At 72.9% G+C, this 20,907-nt stretch carries 11 protein-coding genes; 9 read left to right on the top strand and 2 right to left on the bottom strand.

What is annotated here, in order from left to right:
* Positions 1–63 precede the first annotated feature (63 nt).
* From ACGF8B_RS24100 to ACGF8B_RS24090, 3 genes are all read left to right on the top strand, one after another.
* Positions 64–1,203: a Glu/Leu/Phe/Val dehydrogenase dimerization domain-containing protein gene (locus tag ACGF8B_RS24100; RefSeq protein WP_392742091.1), complete on the top strand. Its 1,140-nt coding sequence runs from the start codon at positions 64–66 to the stop codon at positions 1,201–1,203.
* Positions 1,200–2,162, top strand: a complete 963-nt coding sequence (locus ACGF8B_RS24095; protein WP_392742088.1) for an NAD(P)-dependent oxidoreductase — start codon at positions 1,200–1,202, stop codon at positions 2,160–2,162. The genes ACGF8B_RS24100 and ACGF8B_RS24095 overlap by 4 nt, the downstream gene beginning before the upstream one ends.
* A gap of 793 nt (positions 2,163–2,955) precedes the next feature.
* A complete protein-coding gene (locus tag ACGF8B_RS24090) occupies positions 2,956–3,951 on the top strand; it encodes a LuxR C-terminal-related transcriptional regulator (protein WP_392742085.1) in 996 nt (331 codons plus the stop codon).
* A gap of 85 nt (positions 3,952–4,036) precedes the next feature.
* On the opposite strand, the gene ACGF8B_RS24085 is transcribed toward ACGF8B_RS24090, so the two are convergent.
* On the bottom strand, positions 4,037–12,898 hold the full coding sequence (locus ACGF8B_RS24085) for an amino acid adenylation domain-containing protein (protein ID WP_392742083.1): 8,862 nt from the start codon (positions 12,896–12,898) through the stop codon (positions 4,037–4,039).
* Between the two features lie 367 nt (positions 12,899–13,265).
* Between ACGF8B_RS24085 and ACGF8B_RS24080 the strand changes: the two genes are divergently transcribed.
* The 6 genes from ACGF8B_RS24080 (at position 13,266) to sbnB (ending at position 19,305) form a co-directional block, all read left to right on the top strand.
* The gene (locus ACGF8B_RS24080; protein WP_392742080.1) at positions 13,266–13,736 is read left to right on the top strand and encodes a cobalamin B12-binding domain-containing protein; all 471 of its coding nucleotides are present in this window, start codon (positions 13,266–13,268) and stop codon (positions 13,734–13,736) included.
* Positions 13,723–15,006, top strand: coding sequence for a methylaspartate mutase (locus ACGF8B_RS24075; RefSeq protein ID WP_392742077.1), 1,284 nt, complete (start codon positions 13,723–13,725; stop codon positions 15,004–15,006). The genes ACGF8B_RS24080 and ACGF8B_RS24075 overlap by 14 nt, the downstream gene beginning before the upstream one ends.
* Positions 15,007–15,088: 82 nt before the next feature.
* Positions 15,089–16,105 (top strand): asparagine synthetase A, encoded by a 1,017-nt coding sequence (locus ACGF8B_RS24070; RefSeq protein ID WP_392742073.1) that lies wholly within the window; start codon positions 15,089–15,091, stop codon positions 16,103–16,105.
* Positions 16,102–17,328: a glutamate synthase-related protein gene (locus ACGF8B_RS24065; protein WP_392742070.1), complete on the top strand. Its 1,227-nt coding sequence runs from the start codon at positions 16,102–16,104 to the stop codon at positions 17,326–17,328. Before ACGF8B_RS24070 ends, ACGF8B_RS24065 begins: the two co-directional genes overlap by 4 nt.
* Positions 17,325–18,272 (top strand): 2,3-diaminopropionate biosynthesis protein SbnA, encoded by a 948-nt coding sequence (gene sbnA / locus ACGF8B_RS24060; RefSeq protein WP_392742068.1) that lies wholly within the window; start codon positions 17,325–17,327, stop codon positions 18,270–18,272. The genes ACGF8B_RS24065 and sbnA overlap by 4 nt, the downstream gene beginning before the upstream one ends.
* A 25-nt stretch (positions 18,273–18,297) precedes the next feature.
* The gene (gene sbnB / locus ACGF8B_RS24055) at positions 18,298–19,305 is read left to right on the top strand and encodes a 2,3-diaminopropionate biosynthesis protein SbnB (RefSeq protein ID WP_392742065.1); all 1,008 of its coding nucleotides are present in this window, start codon (positions 18,298–18,300) and stop codon (positions 19,303–19,305) included.
* Positions 19,306–19,845: 540 nt separating this feature from the next.
* Here the strand turns inward: sbnB and ACGF8B_RS24050 are convergent.
* Positions 19,846–20,907: alpha/beta fold hydrolase (locus ACGF8B_RS24050; RefSeq protein ID WP_392742062.1), on the bottom strand; the 1,062-nt coding region annotated here is incomplete at its 5' end.

Raw genomic sequence — 20,907 nt, 5'->3', positions numbered from 1 at the left:
GGCGCCGGGACGCGTACCCCGCCCACGCCACGACGTACTCACCGGAACCAGAAAGACGTGAACATGCACCAACTCCTGCACAGCGACGACGCCCTGATCCCGTCGCCGCTCTTCACGACCACGCTCTCGCTGCCCGGCTGCGAGGCCGACGCCTGGGTCGTCGTCGACAGCACCGTACGGGGCCTCGCGATGGGCGGAACCCGCCTCACCGAGACCGTCGACGAGCGCGAACTGGCGTCCCTGGCAAGGGCGATGACCCACAAACTCGCACTTGTCGACCTGCCGATCGGCGGCGCCAAGGCGGGCATCCGCCCCCGATCCGCCGTCAAGGACCGCGACCGGCTGATGTCGACCTTCGGCCGGGTCGGCCGTCCGCTCCTGCACGGTGGTGTGTACCTGGGCTGCGACCAGGGCACGACGCCGGCGGATCGCGACGCGTTCTTCGCCGCGGCGGACTACGACCTCACCGAAGTACCCGGGGCCACCCGGCTGGACGTGCCCTGGGAGCAGTTCTACGGGACCATGTCCGACATCACGGGCTTCGGTGTCGCGACCGCGGCCCTGAGCACACTGGAGGCGCAGCAGCTCACCGCACCCCAGCGCGTGGTGGTGCAGGGCTTCGGAGCGGTGGGCCGGTCCGCGGCTCTGCATCTCGAACGCGCGGGCCACCGGATCGTGGCCGTCGCCGATGTCCTGGGCACGCTGGCCGACCCGGCCGGTCTGAGCGCGCAGGGGCTGATCGCGGCGACCTCCGCGGACGGCACCGTCGACCGTTCGCGGCTCCCGGCCCGGGTGCGGTCCCTGGGTCCGGACCGGGCCTGGCTGACGGTGGACGCGGATGTCCTCGTCCTCGCGGCCGCGGCCGACGCGATCGATCCCGGATCGGTCCCGGATGTGCGCGCACGGGTCATCGTCGAGGGCGGCAACCTCAGCTGTGGCCCCGTACCGCGCCGTCTCCTGCGCGAGGCGGGCCACACGGTGTTGCCGGACGTGGTGGTGAACGTCGGCGGGGCGGCTCTGACCGGGGCGATTCTCACCGGGGTGGCCCCGTCCGGACTGTCCGCGCCCCGCCTCGCGGACTGGTTGCGCACCTGGATCGCGAACAAGATCAGACGCAATTGCGCCCTCGTGACCGAGCTGACCGGCCAAGGAAGCGCCGACCCTGTCGCGGAACTCCTGGCACACCGGGCGGTACAGCGGTGAAGCCGTCCACCTGGCACGATCCGCGTATCCTCGTCGCACACACGGCGATGGGCGCGGAGTTGCTCACCCACCTGGATCCGACGGTCACGGCGGTGCAGGCCACCTCTCTTCTCGACGTGCCACGGAACGAACTGGCCGAGGTCGAGGTACTGATCGGCCACCACTTCCCCGCGCACTCCCTCGCGTTGCTCCCCGGCCTTCGATGGCTGCATCTCACCGGCACCGGAACCGACCATCTCTCCGCCGCCGGGCTCGCACCCGGGACGCTGGTGACCAACTCGGCGCGCGTCCCCGTCGAATCCGTCGCGGAATACGCGCTCTCCGCACTGCTCATGCTGCTCAAGGAGTTCCCGACGCTGTCGGCACGTCCGCAGCGTCGTGTCTGGCACGCGTCCACCGCCGCGATGCTGTGCGGATCGACCGTCCTGGTCGTGGGGGCCGGAAGAATCGGCCAGGCCGTGATCCGCAAGGTCACGGCGCTGGGTGCCCGGTGCGTCGCCGTCACCCGCACCGGGGAACGAAGCGTACCGGGGGCGGACCGCACCGTGGGTGCCGGGCGCCTGGCCGAGGTCGCCGCTGTCGCGGACCACATCGTCTGCTGTCTGCCGGCCACCACCGGAACCCGTCATCTCGTCAACGGCGATGTGCTCGCCGCGCTGCCGGCCGGTGCGGCGCTGGTCAACGTCGGCCGAGCCGGCACGGTGGACGACGAAGCGTTGCGCGAGGCGTTGGAGGCCGGAGCGCTGCGCGGAGCGTTGCTCGACGTTCACGACATCGAGCCTCTCCCCGCGGACGACCCCCGGTGGCGGACACCGGGTCTGGTGGTCTCCCCGCACTGCGCCTTCGCCTTCCCCGGCGAACCCGCCGCCGTCGGCCAGGTGTTCCAGGACAATCTCACCGACCTGCGAGCCGGCCGGGAGGCCCGGGACGCCGTCGTGGTCGGGGGGCACCCCGGGTAGGGAACGCGATGTCGTGGTGCCCGCGCCGGGCGGAGCCCCCGCTCCGTCCGGCGCGGGTTCCTCTTCGAGCCGGGTGCCGTCGTGGAGGCCCGCCCGGAGGGGGCCGGGGGCGCGGCCGGTGGAGTGGTGTGCGCGGCCGGCCCGGCCACCAGACCTGGATCACAGTGGTGCCGGGCCCCGGCATGGGGGACTGTCCCCCATATCCTCGGTCCCCCGACCGGTGAGGTGGGGGGCGCACGGAGCTGTGCGGCGTCGGAGGGCGGCCGGTCGCGGCCGGGTCCGCGGCGTGCGCGCGACCGGGAGCCGCCCGGCCGAAGGGCGTACGGGCGGGTGGTCGGCCCGGCAGGTATATGGGGGCATGCGCGACGCACCATGGGGGACGCCCCCGGACGCGGCCGCCACTGCACGGCCCCGTCCGCCGTGGCTGCTCGGCGCGCATGTCCACCGGGTCGGGCGGGCCGCCCGGTCGTCGCAAGCCCGCCGCGGCCTGATCGGTCGTCCGGTCGCACAGCACTGCCACGGCCCGGTCCGGTGTGCGCTCCGGTCGCGGCACACCGGCCCGTCGAGGCGCGGGAGCCGTCCGTGGAAATGCCTTCGCCCACCCCACGCGTGCTCGTCCCGCAGGAACTTGGGGGATCACCCCGCATCCGCCGCCGCTCCGGCACCCGCTCTACTGGTGACCGGCCGGTGGATTCCCGCGGTGACCTCCCGAGGGAGCCCCGCCGGTCCGAACTCGACTCGTTGTCCCACAGTCAACAGGTGCCGTACGACAAGACATACAGGAGCGCGCGACATGCGGACCTCTCTGGGTATCGACTCCGTTGCACGGAGTGTGTACATCTCGATGGTCGACCGGCCCGGCGCGGAGGTGGCCGAACTGGCCGCGCAACTGAAGGAGACCGAGGAAACGGTCCGGGGCGGGCTGGAGCGGCTGTCCGCCCTGCTGCTGGTCGTGCCGGGGGACTCCGCCAGCGGCTGGCGACCGATCGACCCGGAGGTAGGGCTGGCGGCGATGCTCACCCGGCAGCAGGAGGAACTGGCCCGCCACCGGCTCCAGGTGGAGGGCAGCCGGCTGGAGGTGACGCGGCTGCTGTCGCAGCGCGGGCAGGGCGGCCGGGAGAGCGTTCCGGACGTCAAGTGGCTGGCCGGCGCCGACGCCGTGTGGCGGCACATCACCTTTCTCGCCGATGAGTGCGCGACCGAATGGCTGACCGTCGGGCCGGCCGAGCGGCCGGACTCGGCGGCCTTCGAAGCGGGCCACTCGCTGGACGAGATCCTGCGGCGACGCGGTACGCCGGCTCGCGCCATCGTGCTGGAGAGCGTCCGCAACGACCCCGAGGCGACGGAGCGGCTGCGCCGCAGCGAGGAGTACGGCGGTGCCGTCCGCACCCTGCCGTCGCTGCCGGTGTGGATGATCGTCTCCGACCGCAGGCACGCCGTCGTGCCGGTCACGAGCGGCCACAGCGTGGTCGGCGCGATGGCGTGCGGCGTCGAGTCGGTCACGGAAGCCTTCGCGACACTGTTCGCCCGTCTGTGGAAGGAGGCCCTGCCTCTCGCGGAGGCACGCCCCCGTACCCGCGGCAACCTCTCCCTCCAGGAGCAGCACGTGCTCCGGCTGTGGGCGCAAGGGCTCACGGACGCGGCGGCGGCCCGCCGCATGGACGTCTCGCTGCGCACGGTGCGCCGGCTCTCGGAGAAGCTGACCGACCGATTCGGTGCCCAGAGCCGGTTCCAGCTCGGCGCCCTCGCGCTCGCCAGCGGCGGCATCCGCGCCGAGGACATGGCCTGAACCGTCCCACTCGGCGCAGGGGCCGTGAGGGGGCCGCACCTCGGCGACGAGGTCCGGCCCCTTCATCGCGTGTGACCGGGGGTGGTCACCCGGCCGGCGCGAACTGGGCCGTGATCGCCGCCATCATCAGGTCGGCGATGCCCTGGGCGAGTTGCGCCGGGGTGGGCGAGTCGAACACCGCTCGCACCGGCACGTCGACCCGCAGTGCCTTCCGCAGCCGGGAGGCCACTTGTGTGGCGAGCAGCGAATGCCCGCCCAGTTGGAAGAAGTTGTCGTGCACGCCGACGCGTTCGATGCCCAGCAGTTCCTGCCACACGGTGGTGACCGTCCGCTCGACGGCGTTGCGCGGCGCCGTGTACTCCCTTCCCAGATCCGGCCGCTGATGGTCCGGCACCGGCAGGGCCGCCCGGTCCACCTTGCCGTTGGCGGTCAGTGGGAGGCGGTCCAGCGTGACGAAGGCCGCCGGGATCATGTAGTCGGGCAGAAACCGCCCCAGGTGGGCGTGGAGATCCGCGGTGCTCGGCGCGTCCGTGCCGGTGGCCACGAGATACGCCACGAGCCGTTTGTCGCCGGGCGTGTCCTCGCGGACGATCACACTGACCTCGCCGATGCCGGGGTGGGACAGCAAGGTGGACTCGACCTCGCCGAGCTCGATGCGGTTGCCGCGGATCTTCACCTGGTTGTCGATCCGCCGCAGGAACTCAAGCTGCCCGTCCGCCCGCCACCGCACCAGGTCACCGGTGCGGTAGACCCGGGTGCCCACCCCTTCGGCCTCGTACGCGGTGAACTTCTCCTCGGTCAGTTCCGGCCTGCCCAGGTAGCCGCGGGCCACCGGCACGCCCCCGATGAGGAGTTCGCCGGGCACCCCGACCGGCACCGGTCGGCCGTGCTGGTCCACCACGAACGTCAGGCTGTTGGGGATGGGCCGGCCGATCGGCGGGACCGCGTCGCCGGGTTCGACCACCGTCGAGGTGGCGAGGACCGTGCTCTCGGTGGGTCCGTAGTTGTTGATCACGCGGAACGGCAGCCGCGCCGGCGGCCCCGTCCGCAGCCGGTCGCCGCCGGTCAGCACGTAGTCGAGGGTGCTGTCCGCCGGCCACGGCAGCGCCGCGAGGGCCTCCAGCATCGGCGTGGACAGGAACGTGGCGTGGACCCGCTGCTCGCACAGCCAGTCCCGCAGCAGCGGCGGAGTGAGCCGGACGGTCTCGGTGGTGACACAGCAGGTCGCGCCGCGGAGCAGGCCGAGCCACAGCTCCCACGCCGCCGCGTCGAAACCGATCCCGGCCAGCAGCGCGAGTCGCTGTCCCGGTTCCAGCCCGTACTCCCGCGCCGTCCAGTGCACCAGATTGACCAGGCTGCGGTGCTCGACCTGGACGCCCTTGGGACGGCCGGTGGAACCGCTGGTGTAGATCACGTAGGCGAGGTGGTGCGGTGCGGCAGTGGGCCGGGGGTCGGTGTCCGGCTCACAGGCCAGCGTCGCGGTGTCCTCGTCGAGCAGCAGCACGGGTACGTCCGAGGGCAGCCGGCCGGTGTGCGCGGAGCCGGTGACGACGACCGGGGTCGCGGTGTCCCGCACCATGTACGCCAGCCGCTCCGCCGGATGGTCCGGATCCAGCGGCACATACGGTGCCCCGGCCTTCAGGACGCCCAGCACGGCCGTCATCAGGTCGGGGCCACGCTCCAGGCACACCGCGACGGGCATGTCCGGCCGCACTCCGTAGCGAATGCGCAGGTGGTGCGCGACCCGGTTGGCACGCGCGTTCAGCTGGCCGTAGGTCAGCGTGCCCTGCGGCCCTTCGACGGCCACCGTGTCCGGCTGTTGTGCAGCCCGCTCCTCGAACAGGCCGTGCAGTGTGGCGGTGTCCGGGAAGGCGGCCTCGGTGTCGTTCCACTCCACCACTGTCCGCCGTCGTTCCCCGGCAGTGAGCAGGCACAGCCGGGACAGCCGTGCCGCGGGCTCGCCGGCCACCGTCTCCAGCAGGGTGCCCAGGTGGCCGGCCAGCCGGGCGACCGTGTCCCGTTCGAAGAGGTCCGTCCGGTACTCCAGGGCGCCGCGCAGCCCGCCGTCCGCGTCCTCGGACATCATCAGGGTGAGGTCGAACTTGGCGTCCGGCAGCGTGACCGTGAACGGCGCCACGTGCAACCCCGGAAGGGTCCAGCCGTGTTCGTCCGGTGTGTTCTGGAGCACGAACATCGTCTGGAACAGGGGGTTGCGGGACGGGTCGCGGTCGGGGGCGAGCTCCTCGACGAGGCGCTCGAAGGGCAGGTCCTGGTGGTCGTAGGCACCGAGGGCGGTGTCCTTGACCCGGTCGAGGAGTTCGGTGAACGCCGGATCGCCGGACAGATCGGTGCGCAGGACGAGGGTGTTGACGAAGAAGCCGATCAGCTCCTCCGTCTCCGCGCGGTTGCGACCGGCGACCGGGCTGCCGACGGTCACATCGTCCTGGCGGGCGTACTTGGCCAGCAGCACCTGGAAGACGGCCAGCAGCACCATGTACAGGCTCGCGGAACCGCTTCTGGCCGCCTTCCTCAGCCCGGCGGCCACCGCAGCGCTCACCTCGAACGTCACGGTGTCGCCGCCTCCGGGCCGCCCCGCCGGACGGCGGTGGTCGGTGGGCAGTTCCAGCGGTTCCACCCCGGCGAGCCGCCCCTTCCAGTACGCCAGCTGCTCCTCCAGCACGTCACCGGTGAGCTGCTGTCGCTGCCACACGGAGAAGTCCGCGTACTGCACGGGCAGTTCGGTTCCCTCGGGCCGGCTTCCGGTCGTCGCCGCCCGGTATCCCTCCCGCAGTTCGCGCGCCATGACAGGCTCCGACCAGCCGTCGCAGGCGATGTGATGCACCGTCAGCAGCAGGTGCGCCTCCTCGTCGGCAAGCCGCACCAGGCGCGCACGCACCAGCGGACCCGCAGCCAGGTCGAACGGCCGGGCGGCCTCCTCGCGCGCCAAGTGCCGGGCAGCCTCCTGGCGTTCCTCCGGATCGACGATGTGCCGCAGGTCGTGGAAGGCCGCGTGCACCGGCGCCGGCGGATCGACGATCTGCGCCGGCTCGCCGTCGTCGTCGGCGACGAACCGCGTCCGCAGGACCTCATGGCGCGCGAGCATGCGGGTCAGCGCCGCGTCGAGGGCCCCGGTGTCCAGCGCACCGCTGACGCGCAGTGCGAAGGGCACGGCGTACTCGGCGCGTCCGGGCTCCAGTTGGTCGAGGAACCACAGCCGTTGCTGGGCGAAGCTCAGCGGCAGTGGCCCGACGTTGCGGTCGGCCGGCACGATCCGGCCCGTACCGGCCGCTCCACCGGCGACGAGCTCCGCCACGGCGGCGGCCAGCCCGGCGACGGTGGGTGCCGCGAACAGCTCCCGCACCGGCACCTCCACACCCAGTGCGTCCCGCAGCCGTGACGTCACCTGGGTGGCGAGCAGGGAGTGGCCGCCGAGCGCGAAGAAGTTGTCGTCCACACCGGTGACCTCGATGTCCAGCACCTGGGACCAGGCCGCCGCGATCGCGCGTTCGGCCGGAGTGCTCGGGGCCGGTCCGCCGGCCCCGGACGCCCGGGGCTCGGGTGCGGGCAGCTCCCGCCGGTCCACCTTGCCGTTCGGGGTCAGCGGCAGCCGCTCCAGCGTCACGAACGCGGACGGCACCATGAAGTCGGGCAGTTCACGGCGCAGCCGCTCGCGCAGGGCCTCGCCGCGCCCCGTGGCGCCCGCTGCCGGGACGACGTACGCGACCAGCCGCTTGCCGCCGGGGGCGTCCTCGCGTACGACCACGGTGGCTGCGGCGACGTCGGCGCCGGCCAGCAGCACCGCCTCGATCTCGCCGGGCTCGATGCGGTGCCCGCGCAGCTTCACCTGGTCGTCCAGCCGCCCCAGGAACTCCAGTTGCCCGTCGGCCAGCCAGCGCACCCGGTCACCGGTGCGGTAGACGCGGCGCGGTGTGCCGTCGATGTCGGCGGTCACGAACCGCTCGGCCGTCCAGCCCGGCTGCCCCCGGTAGCCGCGCGCCAGCCCGGCGCCACCGACGAGAAGCTCGCCCGGCACCCCGGTGGGCACCGGCCTGCCGTGCCGGTCCACCACATATACGAAGGTGCCGCGCACCGGGCGGCCGATCGGCGGCACGGCCGTGCCGGTGACGACCTCGGCCGAGGTCGTCACCACCGTCGACTCGGTCGGCCCGTAGTTGTTGACGACGCGGAAGGGCAGGCGCAGCCCGGCCGGCAGGCGCAGCGCGTCACCACCGGTCAGCACGTACTCCAGGGAGGTCGGCTCCGACCAGTCGAGGGCGGCCAGCGACTCCAGCATCGGCGTCGAGACGAAGGTGCCGGTGACCCGCCGTTCGCTCAGCCAGCGCTGGAGCAGTTCCGGCGCGAGCCGCACAGTGTCGTCCGGTACGCACACGGTGGCCCCGGTCGCCAGCGCGGGCCACAGCTCCCACGCCGCCGCGTCGAACCCGACCCCGGCCAGCAGTGCGACACGCCGTCCCGGGACCGCGCCGAAGGTGTCGGCCGTCCAGCGGACCAGGCCGGCCAGGCTGCGGTGCTCGATCTCGACGCCCTTGGGCCGGCCGGTGGATCCGCTGGTGTAGATCACGTACGCCAGGTCGCCGGGGGCCGCTGCGGGTTCCGGGTCGTGGGCCGGCAGCTCCGCGAGGGTAGGCCAGTCCCGGTCGGTGAGGAAACGGCCGGGCCCTTCGGGCAGTCGTGCGGCCCGGGCGCTGTCGGTCACCACGAGTCCGGCCCGCGCGTCCGCGACCATGTGGGCGAGCCGGTCGGCGGGGTGCTCCGGATCCAGCGGCAGGTAGGCGGCGCCGGACTTGAGCACCGCGAGCAGTGCGGTGATCTGCTCGGGGCCGCGCTCCAGGCACACGGCGACCGCCGCCCCGGGACCGGCTCCGTGGAGACGCAGGTGGCGGGCGAGCCGGTTGGCCCGCGCGTTCAGCTCCCGATAGGTCAGTTCTCCGCCGGCCGAGAGCACCGCCGTCGTGTCCGGCCGCAGGGCGGCACACTCCTCGACGAGCCGGTGCACCGTCGCCCCGCCCCCGGCCTCGGCCCCGATGTGCGCGGCGGACGCCGTCCCGCTCCACTCGGCCAGCACCCGGCGCCGCTCGGCACCGGTCAGCACCTCCAGCTCGGAGAGCCGGCGCTCCGGGCCCGCGACCGCCGCGCGCAGCAGCGTGGTGAAGTGCCCGGCCAGCCGCTCCGCGGTGTCGGGTGCGAACAGGTCGAGGGCGAACACCAGATCGCCGTCGAGCGAGCCGTCGGGCCGCTCGGTGAGCATCAGGGTCAGGTCGAACTTGGCCTCCTCCGCACGGACCGCGAACGGCTCCACCGCCGCTCCGGGCAGCTGCCAGGCGTGGCCGTCAGGGGTGTTCTGGAGCACGAACATCGTCTGGAACAGGGGGTTGCGGGACAGGTCCCGGTCGGGGGCGAGCTCCTCGACGAGCCGCTCGAAGGGCAGGTCCTGGTGGTCGTAGGCACCGAGGGCGGTGTCCTTGACCCGGTCGAGGAGCTCGGTGAACGCCGGATCGCCGGACAGATCGGTCCGCAGGACGAGCGTGTTCACGAAGAAGCCGATCAGCTCCTCCGTCTCCGCGCGGTTGCGACCGGCGACCGGGCTGCCGACCGCGATGTCGTCCTGGCCGCTGTACTTCGCCATCAGCAGCTGGAACACCGCCAGCAGCGACATGAACAGGCTCGCCCCCTGCCCCGCCGCCAGCCGCCGGGCCGCGACGGCCACGTCGGCGGGCACCGAGAAGGACACCGTGCCGCCCCGGCCGGACCGCTCGGCCGGCCGTCGGTGGTCGGTCGGCAGCTCCAGCGGCTGCACTCCGGCGAGCCGCTCCCGCCAGTACGCCGACTGCCCCGCGAGCGCCGGACCGTCCAGCACCTCGCGCTGCCAGCTCGCGAAGTCCGCGTACTGGAGGCCGAGGGGGGCCGGGGTGCACGGCCGGCCGGCCGCCGCCGCGCCGTACAGCTCACCCAGCTGCCGAGCCAGGATGCCCTCCGACCAGCCGTCGGAGACGATGTGGTGCACCGTGAGCAGCACGAGCCACTCCGTGTCGGCCACCCGCACCGCCGCTGCGCGCAACAGCGGCCCGGTGGCCAGGTCGAACGGTTGTCCCGCCGCCTCGCGCAGCATCTCGCGCGCGGCGCCCGTACCGAGGTGTCTGGCGTCGTGGACGTCCACCACCACCTCCCGCACGGCGTCGACGACTTGGAACGGGTGTCCGGTGGCGTCCGCGACGAACCGGGTCCGCAGGATCTCGTGCGAGGCGGCCAGGGCCGTCAGCGCGGCTCCGAACGCGGCCGGCTCGAACTCCCCCTCGACCCGCAGCCCGACCGGGATCGCGTACTCGGCCCGACCCGGCGCCAACTGGTCGAGAAACCAGAGGCGCTGCTGCGCGAAGGACAGCGGAAGCGCACCCGCCGACCGGTCCGCCCGCGGGATCGCCGCACAGGTCCCCGGATCCAGCGCGTCCACGGCCGTCGCCAGCAGCGCGGGCGTCGGCGCGTCGAACAGCGTCCGGTACGGCACGTCCACCCCGAGGTCCCGGCGCAGCCGGGAGGCGACCCGGACGGCCAGCAGGGAGTGACCGCCCAGCTCGAAGAAGTCGTCGTCCGCGCCGACCTCGTCGACGCCCAGCAGTTCGGCCCAGATACCGGTGACCGCCCGCTGGGTGGGTGTACGCGGCGCGGCGAACGCGGCGGAGACGTCCGGGCGGTGGCCCTCGGGTGCGGGCAGCGCCCGGCGGTCCACCTTGCCGTTCGGGGTGAGGGGAAGCCGCTCCAGCACGACGTACCGGGCGGGCAGCATGTGCTCGGGCAGCTCCCGCGCCAGTGCAGCGCGCAGCCCGGCCACGGCCACCGCTGTGCCGCCGGCCGGCACCAGGTACGCCACCAGCCGCTTGTCGCCCGGGACGTCCTCGCGGACCACGACCGTGGCAGCCGCGACGGCCGGCCGGGACAGCAGGGCGTTCTCGATCTCTCCGAGTTCCACCCGGTGCCCGCGCAGCTTGACCTGGTCGTCCATGCGGCCCAGGTAGACCAGCCGCCCGTCCGGCAGCCACTTCACCAGGTCGCCGGTACGGTACACGCGCGCCCCGGGATCGGCCGAGAACGGGTGCGGCACGAACCGCCGCGCCGTCAGATCGGGCCGGCCGAGATAGCCGAGGGCCACGTTCACGCCGCCGATCAGCAGCTCGCCGGGCACTCCGACCGGCTGTATCTCGCCGTGCGCCCCGACCACGTACACCTCGGTGTTGTCGATCGCCCGGCCCATCGGCACGTGGTCCGCCGCCGGGTCCACCGACACCGTCCGTCCGACCACGTTGCCGACGGTCGCCTCGGTCGGCCCGTACTCGTTGACGATCGCGGTGTCCCCGGTGCCCAGTGCCAGTGTCCGGTGTGCCAGCGCCGGTGTCAGGTCCTCGCCACCCGCGACCACCGTGGCGATGCCGTGCCGGACGCCGTCCTGTTCCAGCCGGGCGGTCAGCAGCTCCAGGTGCGAGGGCGTCGCCTTCAGGAAGCTGACCGGGACACCGGTCGCGACGATGTCCACGGCCGCGTCGAACACGCCCCGTCCCGGGTCCGGCTGCGGCACCACCAGGCACAGCCCCTGCACCAGCGGCAGGAACAGCGCGGTCACCGTCAGGTCGAAGGCCGCCGACGAGCACAGCAGCGAACCGATCCGTGCACCGGGCGCCGGAGGATAGTTCCGGTCGCACCAGTGCAGGTAGTTGACGACGCCCCGGTGCCCGACCCGCACGCCCTTGGGGCGGCCCGTCGAACCCGAGGTGTAGATGACGTACGCCAGGTCGTCCGGGCCCGCAGCGGCGACCGGGACGGTGCCGGTGCCGGCCGGCCACTCCCGGTCGGCCAGCAGCAGTGCGGTGCCCGGCGCGAACAGGCCCGCGTGCGCGGACTGCGTCACCACCACCGGCGCGGCACTGTCCTCGACCATGTACCGCAGCCGATCGGCCGGGTAGGCCGGGTCCAACGGCACGTAGGCGGCACCCGATTTGAGCACGCCGAGCAGCGCGCACACCAGGTCCGGGCCGTGGTCCAGGCACACCGCGACCAGCGCGCCGGGCCCGACGCCCCGCTCCGCCAGGTACCGCGCCAGCCCCTCGGCGCGCTCGTCCATCTCCCGGTAGGTCAGCCGCTGCCCGCCGTGCTCCAGGGCCACCGCGTCGGGCCGCAGCGCGGCCCGCTCCTCCACCAGCCGGTGCACCGTCGCGGTGTCCGGGAACACGGACCTCGGCCCGTTCCACTCGGTCAGGATGCGGTGCCGCTCCGGCTCCGTCAGCATCTCCAGCGCACTGAGCGGATCACCGGGGGTGTCGGCGGCGGAACGCGCGAGCGTCGCGAGGTGCCCCGCCATCCGCTCCGCCGTGGCCCGTTCGAACAGATCGGTCCGGTAGCCGAGGACACCGCTCAACCCACCGCCGTCCGCGACGACTTCCAGGGTGACGTGCGCGTCCGGCGGGAACGCGGCGGCCTCCTGGCCGGCCGTGCGCCACGCGAACCACGCGACCGCGCCGCCGACCGCGTCCGCCAGCACCGCGAGCGGCACCGGACCACGGCCGACGGCGTCCGCCATGCCCCGCGCGACATGCGCCAGGGCCTCGGTGAACGCCGGGTCGCCGACCGGGCCCCGCACCACGGTCGCCACGGCAGTGTCCCGCGTGCCGTCCGCCGGAACCGCCACCGGGACGTCCCCCCGGCCGGCGTGCCGCGCCAGCAGCGTGTGGAACACCGTCAGCAGGACCGTGGGCAGTTCCACGCCCCGGTCGCGGGCCAGCGCGGCCAGCGCGTCGGCGGTGCGGGCGGGCACGTCGAACGGGATCCGGTCCGCGAGGCCCGGTCCTTCGTCCGACGGCCGGCGGTCCGACGGCAGTTCCAGCGGCTCGATGCCCGCCAGTGCGTGCCGCCACTCCCCCAGCTGGTGATCAGCCACCGTTCACTCCCCATCGTCAGGACATCGTCAGCGGTACAGCGGTTCAGGACGGCACGTCGCACGGCGCGGCGGCGGGGCGGGGCCCCGGGCGGGCCGGGGACCGTGCCGCCGGTCAGAACCGCGACCGCCGGCGCCGAACGTCCGCGACGAGCAGGCTAGGAGGAGCGGACGCGGCCCCCCAGTGGACACAAATGACGCCCCTCGGGATGGCCACAACTGCCCAGTGCCGCTCGCGATCACCGATATCCACCATGGACGGCGTCACTAGTGCACAGCCCGGACGCCCACACGGAGGGCGATTTCACGGGTACCCGGCCCGATCGCAGCGGTCGCGGCCCCATCACGGTGTCGAGAGGAAAACCCGGTCGTGTACCCGCATCGCCAGCCCCCGGACAGCCCGCGCCACGCAGTCCTGACCACCATCGCCTCGGACTCACACACCTGGAACCTGCTCTTCCTGCAACTACTGCTGGAGGAAGAGGGCTGGGAGGTCACCAATCTCGGCGCGTGTGTCCCGGTCGATGTCCTGATCGAGGAGGCCACGGCCCGCCCGCCCGGCCTCATCGTCGTCAGCACGGTCAACGGACACGGCGCCGAGGAGGCCCCGGGCCTGGCCCGCGCGGTGCGCGCCGTACCGGCGTTGGCCAGGGTGCCGCTCGTCGTCGGAGGCAAGCTGGACACCTCGGGCACCACCGCCCCGGAGGTCCACGCCTCGCTCACCGACGCCGGTTTCGACGCCGTTCTGACCGGCGCGAACGCCGTCCCGGGACTGCTCGCCCTGCTTGAGGCCCTGCCCGACCACCGGCACGGAAAGTCCCACGCCGATGCCGTCCGCTGAACCCGACCTCGCCGGCGGCGCCTTCCACCGCTTCATTGCCGACGCCGCCCGCACCGGCAGCCTCGTGGTGCAGCCCCGTATGGGCTTCGCCGACCCCGCCCGGATGCGCACCGGTCTGATCGCCACCCGTGCCGCCGACGCCACTACCGTCGGCACCCTCACTCTGGACAGTTTCACCCGCGTCGGCGATTACGCCGCCGCCGCCCGCGCCGTCGCCCAGGGCCACCACCTGAACGGCTATCCGCTGGTCAGCATGCCCATCGAGACCACCACCGGGCTCCTCGACGGCGTCCACGGAGCCGGTTTCCCCGTCCAGGTACGGCACGGCTCCGCACGGCCCGGCCGGATCGTCGAAGCTCTCGTCGCCGCCGGACTCGACGCCACCGAGGGCGGCCCCGTCTCCTACTGCCTGCCCTACGGCCGCACCCCGCTGGCCACCTCGGTCCGTGCCTGGGCCGACGCGTGCCGCAAGCTCGCCGCGCTGCGCGAGGCCGGCGGCGAACCGCACCTGGAGACCTTCGGCGGCTGCATGCTGGGACAGCTCTGCCCGCCCTCCCTGCTCGTCGCCCTCTCCGTGCTGGAAGCCATGTTCTTCCGCCAGCACGGCCTGCGCAGCATCTCTCTCAGTTACGCCCAGCAGACCAGCCGCGAACAGGACGAGGAGGCCGTCCACGCGCTGCGCGCCCTCGCGGCCGACCACCTCCCGGACACCTCCTGGCACGTGGTCGTGTACGCGTACATGGGTGTCTACCCGGAGACCTGGGACGGTGCGCTGCGGCTCGTGGCGGACGCCGCCCGGCTGGCCGTGCGCACCGGCGCCGCCCGGCTCATCGTCAAGACACCGGCGGAGTCGGCCCGCATCCCGTCCGTCGAGGAGAACGTCATCGCGCTGGAGACCGCCGCCGCGGCCGCCCGCACCGCGAGGCCGGCCGCTCCGCCGCCGTCAACCGGCATCGAGGCGGAGGCCCGCTCCCTCGTCGCGGCCGTCCTGAACCTGCACGACGACCTCGGCCAGGCCCTGATCCGTGCCTTCGCCCACGGCTACCTCGACGTCCCCTTCTGCCTGCACCCCGACAACGCGGGACGCACCCGCAGCTTCATCTCCGACCGCGGCCGGCTGGAGTGGTCCCGCACCGGGTCGCTCCCGCTCGGCCGGCCCACCGCCGCACAGCCGTCCCATCGGCTGACCTCGTCGGGACTGCTGCAGGCGCTCAACCACGTCAAGAACCGCTACGACGACCCCGCCGCCCGCCTCGACAGGGCGAGCTGATCCGAGCGGCCCCGACCCGGTGGCCCTCAGCCACCGGTGGCTGTGCCCCCGACCGGCAACGACAGGACAGGACATGACAGACATGACACTTCAGACAGATCTCCCGTCGGCGCCCGAGGCCGCCGTCGCACTGCCCTCCCCGCTGGAACATCTGCGCGACCCGCGCACCCGGGCGGCCTTGCGCATCCAGCAGGCGATCGTGGCCGGTGCCCGTTCCTTCCTGCGCTCCGGCGGCGCGGTGGAGATGGCCCACCCGATCATCGGCCCGGTCACCGACCCGGGCTCGCGCGGCGCCAAGCAGGTCGACGTCGACTACTACGGTCACCGCTACAAGCTGATGACCAGTGCCATCCTCTACAAGCAGGCATCGCTGCTGGCCTTCGACCGTATCTTCCTCGTCGCGCCCAACGTCCGCCTCGAACCCGTCGAGACCAGCAGCACCCATCGTCACCTCACCGAGTTCCGGCAGATCGACGTCGAGTACGCGGGCGCCACCCGGGACGACGCCATGGGTGTCGCCGAGCAGCTGGTCCGCCACGCCGTGACCACCGTGGTCGACGAGTGCGGCGACGACCTCGCCGTCCTCGGTCGCGACGCCGACGTCCTGCGCCGTCTCGTGGCCCGGCCGTTCGCCCGCGTACCGCACGGCGAGGTCGTCGACGGCCTGCGCCGCGACGGGTACCCGCAGGCCGCCGGAACCGAGATCGAGTGGGAGGCCGAGGAACGCATCTCCCGCCGGGCCGACGCCCCGTTCTTCATCGTCGGCTACCCCAAGGGCTCCCGCGGCTTCTACGACAAGGAGAGCACGACCGAGCCCGGCACCCTGCTCAACTTCGACCTCATCGCCCCCGAGGGCTGCGGCGAACTGTGCAGCGGCAGCGAGCGCGAGTACGACTACGCGGCCCTGGTCACCCGGATGCGCGAAACCGGTGAGAACCCCTCCAAGTACGCCTGGTACCTCGACGTCGCCCGGCACGGCATCCCCAGCAGCGCCGGCTTCGGTATCGGCCTGGAGCGCCTGACCCGCTGGGTCACCGGCCTGGACTCGGTCTGGCAGGCCACCGCCTTCCCGAAGATCGCGGGGGTCGTGTCGCCGTGACCCAGCTGGCTGCACCCGGCCTGCCCGAGGACACCGTCCGCGCCCGGGCCCGCGACGGCGCCGCCGCCGTCTTCCCGCCCCTGAACAGCTACGGCACCACCGTCTTCGGCGCCACCCTCGAATCCTCCGGCGACGAGATCGACGGACTGCGCCTGGTCCCGCCCGTTTTCATGCCGGGCCGCCTGGCCAAGCTCATCGACCTCGGTCGCGAACCCCTCTACTCCGATGTCCGCCTCGATACCGCCCTCGGCGGCTTCACCGCCCCGCTGCCGGTCTACCTGTCGGCGCTCGGCTCCACCCGCGTCACCGGCACCGGCCTCGCCCTCAGCCGCCAGGCCGGACGGCTCGGCATCCCCATGGTCATCGGCGAGAACGTCGCCCCCATGAACGGCTTCCGCTCCAGCGGCGACGACCACCGCAAGGGCCTGCTGGAACGCGTCCAGGCGTACTGCGAGGAACTCCCCGACGGCGTGGGCGGCATCTGCGTCCAGCAGAGCACCGAGGACGCCGACTCCGAGGTCTGGAACCATGTCTACAGCGACCCCGCCGTCACCGGCCTCCTGACCACCGGCCGCCTCGGCTTCGAACTCAAGGTGGGCCAGGGTGCCAAGCCCGGCCTCGGCGGCCTCACCATGATCAGTGAAACGGTCGCGGCCGACCTCGACGGACAGTACGCCGTCGAACGGCTCGGCCCCGGCGCCTCTTCGATCCTGCGCTGCGCGAGCCCGGGCACCTTCACCGACGAGATCTTCCGCCGGCAGATCCAGCTCATGCGCAACAACTACCCGCGCGCCCGCTGCTGGGTGAAGCTCTTCCCCGGCCGGGACATCGGCCGAGCCGCCACCATCGCCTGGGACGCCGGCGCCGATGCCGTCGCCGTCGACGGTGCCGAGGGCGGCACCGGCTGGGCCCCGACCGGTTTCCTCGGCCACGTCGGACTGCCCCTCGCCGAATGCCTGCGCCGCGTCGAACCCGCCGGCCGCACCCTCCTCGCCAGCGGACGGGTCTGGGACGGCATCCGCGCCGTCAAGCTGCTCGCCCTCGGCGCCCGCGCCGTCGGCCTCGGCCGCGCCGCGCTGATCGCCGCCGACGAGGACCCCGAGCACGGCCTCGAACGCCTGCTGGACGCCATGGCGCTGGAACTGCGCATGACCGTCAGCGCACTGGGCCGCTACGCGGCGGAGGAGACCGGACCCGAAGACCTCTGGGAGCCCCGGTCATGATCTACGAGCACACCTACGAGCTGGTCACCGACGACCTCTTCGTCCTGCTGCCCCGGATGGTGCCCGGCTCGGACCTCTTCCTTAAGGTCGAGGGCCTCAACCCGGCCGGCTCCGTCAAGCTGAAGACCGCGCTGAGCCTCATCGAGGACGCCGAGCACCGCGGAGTCCTCACGCCGGGCGCCCGCGTCATCGAGTCCTCGTCCGGAAACCTCGGTATCGCCCTCAGCTCCATCTGCGCCACCAAGGGCTACCGCTTCACCTGCGTCGTCGACCCGAACACCAACGCCACCAGCATCGATCACATGCGTGCCCTGGGCGCCGAGGTGGTCGTCGTCGACACCGTCGACGCCAACGGCGGTTTCCTCCAGTCCCGCATCGCCCACATCCGGCGTCACATCGAAGCGGACCCGACCGTGGTCTGGCTCAACCAGTACGCCAACCCGGCCAATCCGCGCGCCCATTACGAACAGACCGCGCGCACGCTGCTCAAGACGATTCAGCATCTCGACTACCTGTTCATCGGCGTCGGGTCCACCGGTACGTTCGTCGGCTGCGCCCAATACCTGCGCGAGTTCTCGCCGCACACCCGGATCGTCGCGGTGGACGCCCGCGGCTCCGTCATCTTCGGCTCCACCCCCGGCCCGCGACACATTCCCGGACTGGGCGCCAGCCGCGTCCCCGAACTGTTCGACCCCGGCCTCGCCGACGACGTGGTGCTGGTCGCCGAGGAGGACGCCGTACGCGAGTGCCGGCTGCTGGCCCGCACCCACGGTCTGCTCACCGGCGGCTCCACCGGCTCGGTCCTGGCAGCCGTCCGCCGCAGCGCCGACACCATCCCGGCCGGTTCCCGCGTCGCCGCGATCTCTCCCGACCTCGGCGAGCGCTACCTCGGCACCGTCTACAACAACGACTGGGTCGAGCGGAACTTCGGCGTCCTCACCTGATCCAGCCCGCGAAAGGCAACCACCGATGTCAACCTTCCACGTGATCGACGGCTCCGTTTCCCAGGATGTCATCGACTCCGCGCCGTCGGAGGTCCTGGACCTCGTGCGGGAGACCTACCTCCAGCACAGCCTCGGGGACACCGTGAACCCCAACAGCCACTTCCTGCGCTTCCCCCACGATCCCGGTGCCCGGATCATCGCCCTGCCCGCCCACCTCGGCGGCGACTCACCGGTCTCCGGCCTCAAGTGGATCGCCAGCTATCCGCAGAACGTGGGCCAGAACCTGCCGCGCGCCTCCGCCGTTCTCCTGCTGAACGACGCGGAGACCGGCTACCCGTTCGCCTGTCTGGAGGCGTCCGGCATCAGCGCCGCCCGCACCGCGGCGTCCGCCGCGCTCGCCGTGGAGACCCTCGCCGCCGGCGACAGCCCGAAGACGGTGCTCTTCGTCGGCGCCGGCGTCATCGGCCGGACCGTCTCCGACTTCCTCGCGGCGCGCGGCACCGACGTCCGCGAGTGCCTGGTCCACGACCACGTCGACGCGTACGCCGAGACCTTCGCCGCGTACACCGCCGGCACCCACGGCTGGGAGTCCCGCACCGTGGAGCGGGTCGACGCGGCCCTGGCCACCGCCGACCTGGTCGTCCTCGCCACCACGGCGCCGGCACCCTGGCTGACGGACCGCCATACTCTCCTGCCGGGCCAGCTCATCCTGAACCTGTCTCTGCGCGACATCCACCCCACCGTCATGATCAAGTGCCACAACGTCCTGGACGACATCGATCACTGCCTCACGGCGCAGACCTCGCCCCATCTGACGGAGCTGGAGCACGGCACGCGCGACTTCATCGACGGCACACTCGCCGACGTGCTGCGCGGCGAGGTGACCCTGGCCCACGACCGCCCCACCGTCTTCTCCCCGTTCGGCCTCGGCGTCCTCGACCTGGCCGTCGGCCACCACATCTACCGAACCGCCCTGCGCACCGGCCGGGCCACCGAGATACCGGGCTTCTTCCCCGGGTTGCAGCGCTGGTGAGCCGAGCGGCGCCGGCCGCATCCTCCGACGCCCCGGTCTCGCGCTTCCACCGCACACATGGTGGGACCACGGGACCGGGGCGTCGGCATGTGCGCCGAGAGGGCAGTGAGAGGAGGAGCGGATGCGGGAGGACGGGGGTGGCCACGTCAGCGACAGCGGCGGCCGGGGCTGCGCCGGGCGGAGAGACCCCGCGGCCCCGAAGTCCCCACCGTCCCGGGCGGGAGCCACCGGGGCTCCGAAGTCCCCACCGCCCCGGACCGGCAGCACGGGCCTGGCCCCCGCGGCGACCTGCCGGTCCGGGTGCGCCGCGCGGTCGGCCTGGCCCGCTCCGGGTGCGCCGTGCGGTCCGGCCCGGCCGGTCCGGGGGGAGCCCTGGTGAGGTCGGCGAGAGAGTACCGGGCGGGTCGGCGCGTTCCCCGGGTCCTGGCCACCTCTGCTCCCGGACGACGGCGAGCCGGCGAACACGACGAGGGGCCCACCAGAACGCGGTGGGCCCCTCGTCGGTGCTGCCGGCTCCCGTGCTCCGGCGACGGTCCACGGTCAGACCTGCATCAGCTCCTGTTCCCGGTCGACGCCTCCGGCCGACGGCGCCGACGCCAACACGGATACCACGGCCTCCAGTTGCTCGTCGCCCCTGACCATCTCCATGTGGCGCCCGGGCATTGCCCGCTGGGCCAGACCTGCCGGGTAGAGCTCACGCCAGTGGGCGAGGTACCGGGCCTCCGGCACCTCGTCGCCACTGCCGTCGCGCACCGTGTCACTGACGAACAGTGTCGCCCTGGCAGCCGAGCGGCCGGGCCGGTAGGCGGCGAGCGAACGTACCTCGGCCTCCAGCACCGCAAAGGGAAGCCACTCGTCCAGCGTGACCAGATCCTCGTCGAGATTCATCTCCGGAGCCAGACGCCGCAGCTCGCGCTCCGTCGCGGCCCGCTCGGCACCCTGCTCGTCCTGACCGCGGTGCCACATCTCGTTCACCCGGCTGTACACCTCGGCGTGTCGCTGGAAGCGGTCCTGCTGGTCGTCGCCGGTCACCGCCGGTTCCAACAGGTACAGACCGGCCACTTCCTCCGGGGCCTGCGCGCCCATCGCGTGTGCGATCACCGCGCCGGTCGACCATCCGAGAATGGTGCACGGGCCCACGGGTTGCACACTGCGGATCTCCTGCCAGTACCGGTCCGCGATCGACTCGATCCCGACGAGCGGCACCTCGTCCTCGTTCAGTCCGGGCGCCTGGACGCCGTACACGGTGAACCTGCCCGCCAGGCATCGTGCGAGAGCCCGGTACGGGTGGGTGCTGCCGCCGCCCGGGTGCACGCAGAAGAGGGCGGGGAGCTCCGGGTCCGCTCTGGAGGACAGGAGCACCACCAGCCCGGCCGACGCCACCTGCGGGACGTCCAGCGCGGCCGCCAGCTGGGCCACCGTCGGGTGCCGCACGAACTGCTGGAGGGCGATGCCCAGACCCGCGTCCCGCAGCCGGGAAACCACCCGCACCGCACTGATCGACTGTCCGCCCAGTTCGAAGAAGTTGTCGTGGATGCCGATGGTGTCGATGCCGAGGACGTCGGACCACACTCCGGTGATGGTCTCCTCGGTCGAGTTGCG

This window comes from Streptomyces sp. NPDC047917, from assembly GCF_043204345.1.
GTDB lineage: Bacteria > Actinomycetota > Actinomycetes > Streptomycetales > Streptomycetaceae > Streptomyces > Streptomyces sanglieri.
The sequence above is the reverse complement of the archived record's forward strand: the minus strand, read 5'-3'. Positions and strand labels throughout refer to the sequence as shown.